Source organism: Nostoc sp. NOS(2021) (assembly GCF_017115025.1).
GTDB lineage: Bacteria > Cyanobacteriota > Cyanobacteriia > Cyanobacteriales > Nostocaceae > Nostoc.
Genome location: NZ_JABXKM010000244.1, coordinates 1 through 11,450, shown reverse-complemented (window position 1 = coordinate 11,450; position 11,450 = coordinate 1). Strand labels below are relative to the sequence as shown.

Sequence of the window (11,450 nt, the reverse complement as noted above, 5' to 3'; positions counted from 1 at the left end):
AAACTACCCATCTCAGGCAAAAGGATACTCCACTATGTTGAAAAAGGAATTATTAAAAAAGGATGTGTTATGTCTTTAAAAACTCGTGGATCTGCTGCTATTGACAAAGCCCAACTTCGTCTCGCCTTGCTTAAATCTATTGATGAAAATCTGGATTTAGGACATGGGTTAACCATTGAAGCTTACAGTCACTTAATCAACACTACCCGTGCGATGGTAGAAGCTAATAATACGCTGGTTTCCAATCTGGAAGAATCGCGTAAAACAGTAACCCAGATGGATAAAGCTCTCTCCGAAATATCTGAACGAATGCTAAGTGGAGTTGCAACTGTCTACGGCAGAAACAGTATAGAGTATTCCAAGGCTGGCGGCTCCAATCGAAAACGAACTAAACAATCTAGTTCAAAAGTTACTCCAGTTTTAGCGGTTCTTACTACTCAACCTACTCAAGCTGCAATTGCGAATGCGTTAACTAACGGTAATGGTACAACTCCATTGCTGCAATAATCTACCTGACTTGAAAATGGGAGTAGGGGTGTTAAATCAGTCCAATAGGGTGCGTTAGGATGAAATCCGTAACGCACCATTCGTAAGGATTTAGTGCCGTACTCTCGGCGATAAAACAACGCCAGTGACGCTCCTGCGTTGCTACCGCTACGCTAACGATCAAGTCGGCAAACCCGCCCACGCGACTGGCTCCCCTACGTATCTTTTCAAAAATCAAATAGTAGTCCCATAATAGGGGTTTAAATCTATCTAAGCTCCATATATAAATTGTTGCTTTCCAGAAAGATGACAATAATTTGTCACCAATACATACGGAAGCGAATTACTAGGTTTGATAACAATAATTTGTCACAACGACATCAATGTGGCACCGACGCCAGATAATTAGTCACTGTAGATTGATTTATGTCAAACTTGACTTAGGACTCGTATTTGATTTTTGAAAGTTCTTAGCTTTGACTTTGCCGCCTTAGTAACTCACTAATCAAAACTTGGCAGCGTTTACTGGACTCGTAAGCCTGACGCATCAAGGTTCTGTTTTGTTCTCCATCTGTGTCAAAGACTTGAACGGCTTGGCGACTGTAGTCTGCGGCTTGCTTCCCAAGTTCTTTAATTCGAGCTTTTAACTCAACGTTTGTTTTCATTAACCCTCCAACTCAGAAATCAGAATATCCAGGTTTTCCGCTTCTACATAAAGTTTATCCGCTATGCTTTGAAGTAAGCTAGCCGAAAAGCAAGTCATCGTTGTCTAATGCAGTTTGACCGGCTGTGTACAACTCCTCAATCAGGGATTGCATCCGTCTATGTGCAATCCTTAATGCTGTAAGCGTGGTTGAATTCATGTTTATTCTTCTATTCTCACCTCTTCGCTGTGCGTTTTTAATGGTTTTTACAAGCATTTGGCTAAATGCTTGATTTATGTCAAACTTTATTATTCAGGAATACTTTCATCAAAGCCGATGATGGGACTCGAACCCACGGCCTGCTGATTACGAATCAGCTGCTCTACCAACTGAGCCACATCGGCGTACACAATCTGTAAGTATAACATGATTTAATCATGGTGGATCAAAATCCTAAAAATCGCCTTAATCCTGAACAATATGCCAGCCTCAAAGCAGAAATAGCTGCCCCTTATCGCGGCTTACGACAATTTTTCTATATCTCTTTCGGTGCTTCTGGCTTCCTCGGCGCATTCGTTTTTTTCTTCCAAGTGCTTGCCGGACGGGATGTTGAGAATGCTTTGCCTAGTTTAGCTCTCCAAGTAGCGATCGTTGCCCTAATGGTCTTCCTCTGGCGCTGGGAACAGCGTCGTCAACAACGCCCCGAATCGGGTAAAAAACCCTAAAATTAATAAAACTCACAATATTGGAAGCGCCAGACTAACAAATTATCAATCTGGCGCTTCCAATTTGCTAACTAGACATTTACTGAACTGTTACCAAATAGGATGAAGGAATTGGTTGAGCGCGTCCAGCATTGACGAGTGCTTGGTAAACAAAAGCCGCAACTTCGGCTCTAGTCGCTTCACGATTAGGATTGAGTTGCTTCACTGTGGGATAGTTAATTACTAATTGCCGTGCAGTTGCCGCAGCAACAGGTGCGATCGCATAATTAGGAATCTGGGCAGCATCGGTGTAAAAGTTAAGGACATTCTGATTATTCGTAGTTAAGCCCAAACCATTAGCTAAAGCGACTAACGCCTGCACTCTTTGAATTTGCTGCTGTGGCTTAAAAGTGCCATCGGGATAACCAGAAACAAATTGACTCTGGTAAGCAGATTGAATTGCAGCGTAAGCCCAGAAATTGCTTCCTACATCCTTAAACTGAATGACTGGGCGTTTGGCTGATGGTGTTAGGGCTTTAGTGACAATAGCGGCGAATTGAGCGCGGGTTACAGGTTCATTGGGTTTAAAGCTGCCATCAGGAAAGCCAGCAATAATATTTTGCGAGGCTAAAGCTTGGATGTAGTTTTTTGCCCAGTAATTTGCTGGCACATCTTTAAAGGCAACAGTCCCTCCAGGCGGTACGTTAACAGTTGCGGCAACAAAATCTACTGAGCCAAAAATCTTTTTCTGATCGATATCGTTGCCAACAGCGACAATTTTACCGGTTTTGGTGGCATTGTTCACATCATAACGAGTGTTCTTGCGGATGAGATTACCACCAGGATTATCGTTGGTGCCGAGGTCGGGTAAAGCATTAACAGTTGCTACTACTCCATCCCGTTTATTGTTCTGAATGACATTCTTACGCAATACGGGCTTCGCTGACTCCGAGATAAAAAGACCGTCTTGGTTTTCGACAATTTGGTTTTCCACAATTAGGGGTGTGGAAGTGCCACCGATCGCTAGACCAAAACCAGTATCCTGAAATAAGTTATTGCGGATTTCTCCTTGAGCAGCTTTAGTAATTGAAATTCCATTACCTTTGTTTTGCACAAACAGGTTACTTTCAACTTTGGGATTGCCTGTACCCGTGACAAAAACACCCTCTCTGACACTGTTAGTAAAAGTACTGTTTTTGATAATGGGATTAGTTGACTCCACCCAGACACCCGTACCCCGGCTATTTGGGTTGGTAACGCTGACACCAGCGATCGTGGTATCTTGCTCGGCAAGGATGGTAATATCCTGTCTAGCAAAGGAGCGACTAGTGTAGAAACCTCCACCTGTAATCAATATCCCCTGACCTTTACTAGCTTCATCACCCCGCAGTGTCACCCCTGGTTTAAGCAAGAGCGGGAAGGTTTCGCCACTTTCCTGATTATAGTTACCAGGTGCTAATTGAATAACTGCACCTGGTTGGGCTTGACTGAGAGCGAAACTGATGCTTTTGTAGGGTGCAGATGACGTTGTACCAGCACCAGCCCTATCTGCACCAGTCGCTGGATTGACGTAAATCGCTGCGGCTGTTGCGGGAGCTTGCGCTATGAGAGTTGGGGCGATACTTTTTGGGTGAGTAGCACCAGCATTAACCTTACCCTGTTGTAGTATTGAAGCACTAGAAACAACAAGCATTGCCGTTAGTCCGGCTCCCACGCGCAAAGTATATTTGAGATGACTGCTAGAAAAAAGGCGAAAATTTTTCGCTAGAGAAATGTGAAAACCCCGATATTTCATTTTTTGAGTCTGTGATGTGCTGAATTATGGTATGTCGAACAAGGTTGAAGGTAGCAGCCTTGTAGCTGCTGTAAAACCCATGCAAAACTATACTGGATGATTAGCACTGATTCAGCTAAATTCCTTAGATAGATCACAGAACTTATACATTTTAGGGGCTACCTCGCCGCAGAAAAATCGGTGTTATTCACAGGACTTACGCAAACAATAGCCAAAACCCTGATTTTAAGGTAGGGGCAATTCATGAATTGCCCCTACAGCGTGGAGTTTTGCGTCATATCATGTCCGCTAGATTACTTACTAAACCCGGAGAACTCCACCCCGCCAAAGCTACGCTTTGTCTCTCCTAAGAGCTTGCGGGGAGGGGATTAAGGGACTGTATTTTTAGATATAGTACTGAATAGCTGGATTGGTGATATTATTTTAGAGAAAATTAGTCAAGTTATTTTTACATCGTCTGGGCGACAGGTTTTGTGATCTGCTTTAGTACTTTCTGCCAGTCTTGACGGGCAGGTGTCGCTGATTGAAATTATTAAGAATTATCCCACCAATGAAGTGGAAGTTGATGGCGTAGTTTACCGCCGTAGGCATCGCTTGGATGGTGCATACCGTCAACTCCCTCGCCTGCAAACATTGTATTTAGTAAGCTAAAGTTTCTAAAGTTTCTCTTAAATACCGTTGTACTTGCTGTTCCAAGCGAATTCCCTGTAATTGAGGATCGCGTTCTAGTTGCCAGCGTTGAAAACCGGAACTAGTGGAGATCGCACATTTGAGGCTATACCAAATTTCAGTATCAGCAGAAAATTGGCGATCGCTAGAAGCTGGAATTTGAGCCATAGTTCCTCATTCCTTTATTTTAAACTTCAACGGTAAATGAGCCTTGGGCATTGAGCATGGGGCATTGGTTATTAATTATTCTCCTCTGCTCCCCCTGCTCCTCTGCTGCTTGTAGCCCTTTAAAGTCAAATAATATACTTTAGGGGCTGCTACGAATCTGTATTAATCCTAAACAAGGATTGCAACAATCGGGGCACAATTTGATTAACCCGTACCCCTAAAATTGTGAAATCCTGCTTAATCTTTTCTAAAGATAATGGCTCTATGCCAGCGAATTCTGTCTCATTAATCACCAAAACTCGCATTACACTCACAGGTATTTGTAAAAAAAGATTGCTGCCCAAAAAGGCTAATCCCGCAAGCAATAGTGCGAGGCTGCGCCATTGTGGGAGGAATTTAGCTGAATTTGCGACTAATGGGGCAATTTGGTAAAGATACCACAGCACCCAAACTGACAATAGTGCTGCCACTAATGCCAGGATACGATTTAACTTTGTATTAATTAAACAGAGAATTTTTCGCTGCCGTTCAGTCAGATTTTCTGGCTTTAGGGCTATTCCTAAAAGAGCAAATATATAAAAAGGGCGACGCAACTGCATCCATAGTAAGGGGAGAATACCAATAGCCGCAACTAACAATAGCTCCATCCAGACTGGCAAAAACGGCTCGCCTACAGACAGGAACAATAAGCAGAGTACTAAAAAAACAGGCAACGTCGCCAATCCAGCGACGTGAATCCACAAAATAGGTTCAGAGCGAAATGAATGCATATTATAAAAAGTTGTGAGTTAAGAGTTAGGAGTTAGGAATTAGCAGCCTTTAACTCCTAACTCCTAATTTATCACTCCTAACTTCTAACCATTTTACCCTCAACACTATCTCGTTAAGGTGAGAGTGCGGCGCTTCGTAACCATTTGATAGGATTCGATGATGTCACCTTCAACCCAATCATTGAATTTATCCATGCCGACACCGCATTCATAACCAGCGTTGACCTCACGAGCATCTTCTTTCATCCGTTTTAGGGAGTCAAGGACGCCTTCAAAGATCACCTTACCGTTGCGTCGCACCCTGACTTTACAGTTGCGAACTAACTTGCCAGATTGAACGTAGCAACCGGCAACCGCACCACGACCGACTGGGAAGACGGCACGTACTTCGGTTTGACCCAAGGGTTCTTCCACCAACTCTGGTTCCAAAAGACCTTCCAAGGCATCTTGGATATCTTCCAGGAGTTTGTAGATCACGTTGTATTCTCGAACATCCACACCTGATTCATCGGCGGCTTGTCTGGCGCCACTGGCAAAGGTGGTGTTGAAGCCGATAATCACAGCGTTACTGGCAGCTGCTAAGTCGATATCTGTCTCGGTGATTTCCCCAGCAGTAGCCAACAGCATCCGAATTTGGACTTCGTTTTGCGGGATTTGCTTGAGCGCTCCCACAATGGCTTCCACTGAACCTTGTACGTCTCCCTTCAAGATCAAGTTGAGTTCTTTCAACTCGCCTTCTTGTGCTTGAGCCGACAGGGTTGTAAGGGTAACACGTCCCTGTAACAGGCGGGATAGGCGTTGTCTGTCGGCGCGATCGCTAGCGAGTGCCCTGGCTTCTTTTTCGTTGTAGAAGACCTCGAACTCGTCGCCTGCTGCTGGCACATCACTTAAACCTAGTACCTCGACAGCAAAGGAAGGAGAAGCAATATCTACTCTCTTGCTTCTGTCATCCACCATCGCCCGGACTTTACCGAAAGCCGAACCAGCTACTAAGATATCTCCCACATGCAGGGTGCCATTCTGAATTAGCAGGGTAGCAACTGCTCCCTTGGCTTTATCCAGATGTGCTTCAATTACAGTTCCTTTGGCGGAACGATCTGGGTTAGCAGATAGTTCTCCAACTTCTGCTACCAGCAGAATCATCTCTAAGAGCGTATCCAGATTTTCACCTCTGATGGCGCTCACGGGAACCATGATTGTCTCACCGCCCCAGTCTTCTGCGGTCAAACCATACTGGGTAAGCTCTTGTTTCACCCGTTCTGGCTGTGCCCCTTCTTTGTCAATTTTGTTGATTGCAACAACAATTGGCACTCCAGCAGCTTGGGCGTGGCTAATAGCTTCAATGGTTTGGGGACGGACACCATCATCAGCAGCCACTACTAACACGGCAATGTCTGTTACCCGCGCTCCTCGTGCCCGCATCGCTGTAAAGGCTTCGTGACCAGGAGTATCCAGGAAGACTATCTGCTGTGGTTTGCCCTCATGTACCACATCCACATGGTATGCACCAATGTGTTGAGTGATACCGCCAGCTTCGCCAGCAGCCACTTTGGTTTTGCGGATTGAGTCGAGCAGGGTTGTTTTACCGTGGTCTACGTGACCCATAATTGTCACGACGGGCGGACGGCGGTGGAGATATTCTCGGTCTTCTGCACCGACCATTTCCGTAATTTTCCGAGCTTCTGCTTCTCGCTCGGCGGTTTCGACTTCTATTTCTAGTTCTTTTCCTACCAGGGTAATTGTGGGAATATCCAGATTTTGGGTGATACTCACCGCCATGCCTTTAAGGAACAGGATTTTTACAATCTCTGTATCGGCAACGGCTAAAACGTCAGACAGTTCTTGTACAGTCAACGGGCCTGTGATCACCACTTTTTCTGGACGGTCACGTTTTGTCTCGGCTTCTTGGCGACGGTTCTGGTGATGGTCGCGGCCAGAACCAGACTTGGAACCAGATTTTCTTGCTCTTGCAGTTGGGGCGCTAGCAAGGGTTGCACCTGGCATCTGTACAGGTCGAGTCGCTTTGGGTTTGGGAGGACGAGCGATGGAAAGGCTAACTTGGACTGTGGCTGGTGAGTCGATATCATCATCATCTAGCAAATCTTCTTCAAACTCATCATCAAGTATGGGCTTGATCCGCTTGCCTTTGACGCCAGCTTTAGCCTTCTCTTTAACTTCGTCAATGATTTCCTCTTCTACCCACTTTTTGCCGCCTTTGGTCGGGCGAGGCGGACTTGGGCGTTTCAAATCGAGGAGATCCGGTGAGACTGGCTCATCACCCAATCCTTGAGATTTGCCGGCTATTCCTGACATCTGTCTGGGTGGAGTAGCGATCGGCATTGCGGCTGCTACAGCTTCACCTGGACGTGCTGGTCTGGGTCGTTGCCCCTCTCCCAGTTGTGATGGTGCAGATGGTCTATTGCCCCTCTGCTCTGGTCTGCTGGGTGAAGGGGTGGGACGACTTGTTCTTTGTGGTGCACCTTGTGGCAACTGGTCAGTTGGCAGTTTAGCGACTTTTGGCTTAATTTGATCGCGATCGCCTTCGACGGGTCGTAGCCGTTGGTCGCGTTTGAGGATCGGTTTATCTGCCTGAGATACCGGCTCATCTACAACCTCGGCTTCTTCCGCCGCAGGTCTGGCTGGAGGGGCAACTAGTTGCGGTTTGATCGGTTTTTCCGATTTCGGTCTGGGTGGAACTATTTTTTCCGGTTTTTGGGATGCTATTTTTTCCGGCGCCTGATTTGGATTAGGCGTTTGTTCCAAGTCAGCGATCGTAGGTTGCTCTTGAGTCTCAGATTGATTCCGGGGTACAGGTCGAGTTGGTACCGTCGGCTTCATGGGTGAGACTGGTGTAGCGAAGGGCCGTGGAGGAGAGGGAGGATTAGCTTCAGACAAGGCAGCTTGGGTATTGGTAGCAAGTGACGCCTCTGGGGCGTTGGAGGTAGTATTTCTCAATATTTTGGGTTTGCGTATTTCCAAAATTTGCTGTTTGTGGGGTGCAGCAGGTCGGTTACGTCCGCCGTTCGGTGGTGAATTTGGCTTATGGCTGGTTGTACCTAGTTCCTTTTTGGCCGACACATTCGTAGCTGCCAGTTTTTCTGCTGCCGCCCGAATGTTTTCTGCCTCGGATTCTGAAATCGTGCTGCTATGGCTTTTGACCGAGATGCTGAGCTGCTCGCAAATTGCTAATAGCTCTTTGTTATCCAAATTCAATTCCTTTGATAATTCATAGATTCTAACTTTGCCGTTGTTCATCCACTCTTCCCCTTTAATTTACAGTTTTAGCGGATGGTTGCCTGGTTTGCGACATCTCCATCCTTGGATTACTGTTTTTAGGTTGCCGTTCAGTTTTTGCCGGTGCCTCCAATCAGGAAAGAGAGATGTTTCGGTTTAATAATGGCATCCCCACCAGGAATGATGGTTGAGGGGTACCCATAAAAATTTCTTAAATAAAAGATTTTTATAGGAACCCTTGACGCCGAACTGCGCCTGAGCGCTACCAGGTTGCCATTTTGTAGTTTCTTGTTTTGTTGATTTTGAGTCTTCCACAACACAATCGATTACATCTTGTTCTGGGAATGTTGCCTCGTCCCTCATTAATGGGAGAGCCGAATGCTTTTTACACCCATTTACTATTTTGGCACTAACCTTAACGATCAACAGAGTGTGTGATGAAAGCGCGACTTCGGCTTTCGACACAATTCCTCTGCTGATTACGCTACAAAATTGTTCCAACTAAATTTGGTTTTGGGTATTACTGCGGGCTAGACGTTGCGACAAGCTTTGGTACAGTGTTTCTGGCACTGATGCATGTAGCGATCGCCCTAGTCGATTTTTTTTTTGAGCCGCTTGTAAGCAACTCGTTTCTGGACAAATATAGGCAGAACGCCCCATGCCCTGATCTAATTGTACCTTTCCCGATGGAAAGACGCGGACAATCCGCCAAAACTCATCTTTTGAGCCTACTTTCCGGCAACTAATACAGCGCCGATAATTTGGTTTCATCGATTCTCTGTGATTTCACTCCAGCATTCTGGGTGTAAAAAGAAGTTTATTATTACTATTTTTTACTTATACCAAGTTGCCTTATTGTAAAGTCATCCTTGAGACTCGAACTACAATCTACAGTATCAAAACTTTACAAAATTCAGAAATTACTCGTCATCGTTATTGTCAAAACTATCCTCCTCTTCTAATTCGTCCTGATTTTCATCCTCTAATTCTTCCTCAAAGTCAAGCTCATCTTCCTCTGGTTGATATTTTGCTCTGACAGCTGTAAATTTGGCATCCTCTCCTGCATAGTCATATTTAGCTTTGTCTTTGATGTCTATTTTCCAACCAGTCAGGCGGGCTGCCAAACGGACGTTTTGTCCTTCTTTCCCTATGGCTAAACTCAGTTGATCTTCAGCCACTAATACGTGAGTTTGTCGGGTTTCTGGGTCCATTAGGCGTACTTCATCCACCCGTGCTGGACTTAAGGCATTAGCAATGTATGTTGCTGGGTCTGGCGACCAGCGAATTACATCTATTTTTTCACCGCGTAATTCGTTGACTACCACTTGAATTCGCGATCCTCTGGCTCCAATACAAGCGCCAACTGGATCTACATCGCGATCAAGAGTATCTACTGCTATTTTAGTCCGGGGGCCGACATAACGGGAGGGGGGGTTTGCCTCCCTAGCTACGGCAACAATCCGTACCACTTCATCTTCAATTTCTGGGACTTCGTTGGCGAAAAGATAAACTACCAAACCAGCATCAGCACGAGATACAAGCAACTGTGGCCCTCGTTGCTGACCTTGGGAGACTTTTTTAAGATATACCTTGAAGGTGGCATTTGCCCGATAATTATCGTTGGGCAGCTGTTCCCGCTTCGGTAATTCGGCTTCTACTTCTGGCTGACCAAAGCCACTGCTAACTGCCAGAACCACGGATTGCCGTTCAAACCGCAGGACTCTTGCTTGCAGGACAGTTCCTTCTAAATCTTGGAACTCTTCTTGCACCATCTGGCGCTGTTGATCCCGTAATTTTTGCGCCAATACCTGCTTGGTTTGCATCGCCGCCATCCGACCAAATTCTCCTTGATCGGGGGTAACATCCAGCACCACAGAGTCCCCTAACTGCGCTTCGGGAGCTACTTGTTGAACTTCGTCTAGGGAAATCTGGTGGTCTGTGTTATTGACTTCTTCGACAATGGTTTTGGTGGAAAGGACGCGAAATCCTTCTCCTTCAATATCGAGTTCTACTTCAAAATTCTCAAAATAATCTTCGTCAAACTGTCTGCGCTCTAAATTTTGGGCGCGGCGATAACGTTCGTAGCCTTTTAGTAGTGCTTCTCTAATAGCTGATTGAACTGCAAGCCGGGGTAAATTGCGATCGCGACTTATACTTTCAATTAATTCTTTTAATCCAGGTAAAGTAACCATTGACATAAGCAATCTCCTTTAAAAATTAGGAACTAGGGACTGGGCATTGGGCATGGGGCATTGGGCATGGGGCATGGGGCATTGGGTGCAAAGGGGAAAGACTTGCAGCAACTTCCCCTCTGCTCCTTTGCTCCTCTGCTCCTCCAATACCTAGTCCCTAGTCCCTAGCCTCTAGCCTTTAATCACTCGTTTATCGGCGCTCGTCTAGCTGCACCTTAGTAATTAGGGAGCGGGGAATTTCGACTACACGACCTTTTTGGTTTAAGTAAAGTGCTGTCTCATCCCGGCGAATCAACTGACCAATCCACTCTTGTTGTCCGTCGTAGGGTGGCGAGGTGGAGATAATGACAGGAAATCCTTTAAAGGAAATAAACTCCCTGTCTGTTACTAGTTGCCGCGAAATACCAGGACTAGACACTTCCAAGACATAGGCATCTGGAACGATTTGGGCACCATCTAAGGAGGCTTCTAAAGCACGGCTCATCCTCTCACAATCATTCAACCCGGTGTCTTGCTGAGGATTGCGAATATCTACCCGCAACACTGGTGGACTTTGGTTAGTGTGAAAAACCACACCAACCACTTCCAATCCCAATTCTTCTGCCACTGGTGTCGCCAAATCAATAATTTGTGGAACTAAAGGATGAGCCATGAGAGAATTCAATAAAAAAAGTGGGCACTGACCCACTTCCTGCGATAGGTATATCTTCCAAGAAGTCTTGTGACGAACCAGTGATGATTCGCCTAGTTCGAGTTTAGCGCATTTCTTTTATAGTCGCGCATTGGGG

11 protein-coding genes, 1 tRNA gene and 1 pseudogene are annotated in these 11,450 nt (G+C 45.7%); 3 read left to right on the top strand and 10 right to left on the bottom strand.

Annotated elements, in window-relative coordinates; genetic code table 11:
• On the top strand, positions 1-507 hold a 507-nt coding region (locus HWQ41_RS25800), incomplete at its 5' end, for a hypothetical protein (RefSeq protein WP_292769452.1).
• Positions 508-956: 449 nt separating this feature from the next.
• Here HWQ41_RS25800 and HWQ41_RS25795 read toward each other — a convergent pair.
• Together HWQ41_RS25795 and HWQ41_RS25790 are read right to left on the bottom strand one after the other, a co-directional pair.
• A complete protein-coding gene (locus tag HWQ41_RS25795) occupies positions 957-1,151 on the bottom strand; it encodes a hypothetical protein (RefSeq protein ID WP_292769450.1) in 195 nt (64 codons plus the stop codon).
• Positions 1,152-1,461: 310 nt separating this feature from the next.
• Positions 1,462-1,534 (bottom strand) — tRNA-Thr (locus HWQ41_RS25790).
• Between the two features lie 33 nt (positions 1,535-1,567).
• Between HWQ41_RS25790 and HWQ41_RS25785 the strand changes: the two genes are divergently transcribed.
• Positions 1,568-1,855 (top strand): DUF3493 domain-containing protein, encoded by a 288-nt coding sequence (locus HWQ41_RS25785; protein WP_292769448.1) that lies wholly within the window; start codon positions 1,568-1,570, stop codon positions 1,853-1,855.
• Positions 1,856-1,934: 79 nt separating this feature from the next.
• On the opposite strand, the gene HWQ41_RS25780 is transcribed toward HWQ41_RS25785, so the two are convergent.
• Positions 1,935-3,629, bottom strand: a complete 1,695-nt coding sequence (locus tag HWQ41_RS25780) for a DUF1565 domain-containing protein (protein ID WP_292769446.1) — start codon at positions 3,627-3,629, stop codon at positions 1,935-1,937.
• Positions 3,630-4,118: 489 nt separating this feature from the next.
• Between HWQ41_RS25780 and HWQ41_RS25775 the strand changes: the two are divergent.
• Positions 4,119-4,280 (top strand): annotated as a pseudogene (locus HWQ41_RS25775) (hypothetical protein); the annotation flags it as partial.
• Here the strand turns inward: HWQ41_RS25775 and HWQ41_RS25770 are convergent.
• The 7 genes from HWQ41_RS25770 to rimP all read right to left on the bottom strand — a co-directional run bounded on the left by HWQ41_RS25770 (position 4,269) and on the right by rimP (position 11,314).
• Positions 4,269-4,466, bottom strand: a complete 198-nt coding sequence (locus HWQ41_RS25770) for a hypothetical protein (RefSeq protein WP_292769444.1) — start codon at positions 4,464-4,466, stop codon at positions 4,269-4,271. The pseudogene HWQ41_RS25775 and the gene HWQ41_RS25770 overlap by 12 nt on opposite strands.
• A 149-nt stretch (positions 4,467-4,615) precedes the next feature.
• The gene (locus tag HWQ41_RS25765) at positions 4,616-5,236 is read right to left on the bottom strand and encodes a low-complexity tail membrane protein (protein WP_292769442.1); all 621 of its coding nucleotides are present in this window, start codon (positions 5,234-5,236) and stop codon (positions 4,616-4,618) included.
• Positions 5,237-5,341: 105 nt separating this feature from the next.
• A complete protein-coding gene (infB, locus tag HWQ41_RS25760) occupies positions 5,342-8,491 on the bottom strand; it encodes a translation initiation factor IF-2 (RefSeq protein WP_292769440.1) in 3,150 nt (1,049 codons plus the stop codon).
• Positions 8,492-8,626: 135 nt separating this feature from the next.
• Positions 8,627-8,935, bottom strand: a complete 309-nt coding sequence (locus HWQ41_RS25755) for a hypothetical protein (RefSeq protein ID WP_292769438.1) — start codon at positions 8,933-8,935, stop codon at positions 8,627-8,629.
• 36 nt (positions 8,936-8,971) lie between these two features.
• The gene (locus HWQ41_RS25750; RefSeq protein ID WP_104905836.1) at positions 8,972-9,241 is read right to left on the bottom strand and encodes a YlxR family protein; all 270 of its coding nucleotides are present in this window, start codon (positions 9,239-9,241) and stop codon (positions 8,972-8,974) included.
• A 149-nt stretch (positions 9,242-9,390) separates the two neighbouring features.
• Entirely contained in the window at positions 9,391-10,668 is a 1,278-nt protein-coding gene (gene nusA / locus HWQ41_RS25745) for a transcription termination factor NusA (protein ID WP_292769436.1), read from the bottom strand.
• 184 nt (positions 10,669-10,852) lie between these two features.
• Positions 10,853-11,314 (bottom strand): ribosome maturation factor RimP, encoded by a 462-nt coding sequence (gene rimP, locus HWQ41_RS25740; protein WP_292769401.1) that lies wholly within the window; start codon positions 11,312-11,314, stop codon positions 10,853-10,855.
• Positions 11,315-11,450 lie beyond the last annotated feature (136 nt).

Excerpts from the sequence above, each read along its gene's own strand:
- infB (WP_292769440.1), bottom strand. The coding sequence starts at position 8,491 with ATGAACAACGGCAAAGTTAGAATCTATGAATTATCAAAGGAATTGAAT.
- nusA (WP_292769436.1), bottom strand. The coding sequence starts at position 10,668 with ATGTCAATGGTTACTTTACCTGGATTAAAAGAATTAATTGAAAGTATA.
- HWQ41_RS25785 (WP_292769448.1), top strand. The coding sequence starts at position 1,568 with ATGGTGGATCAAAATCCTAAAAATCGCCTTAATCCTGAACAATATGCC.
- HWQ41_RS25795 (WP_292769450.1), bottom strand. The coding sequence starts at position 1,151 with ATGAAAACAAACGTTGAGTTAAAAGCTCGAATTAAAGAACTTGGGAAG.
- rimP (WP_292769401.1), bottom strand. The coding sequence starts at position 11,314 with ATGGCTCATCCTTTAGTTCCACAAATTATTGATTTGGCGACACCAGTG.
- HWQ41_RS25770 (WP_292769444.1), bottom strand. The coding sequence starts at position 4,466 with ATGGCTCAAATTCCAGCTTCTAGCGATCGCCAATTTTCTGCTGATACT.
- HWQ41_RS25765 (WP_292769442.1), bottom strand. The coding sequence starts at position 5,236 with ATGCATTCATTTCGCTCTGAACCTATTTTGTGGATTCACGTCGCTGGA.
- HWQ41_RS25750 (WP_104905836.1), bottom strand. The coding sequence starts at position 9,241 with ATGAAACCAAATTATCGGCGCTGTATTAGTTGCCGGAAAGTAGGCTCA.
- HWQ41_RS25780 (WP_292769446.1), bottom strand. The coding sequence starts at position 3,629 with ATGAAATATCGGGGTTTTCACATTTCTCTAGCGAAAAATTTTCGCCTT.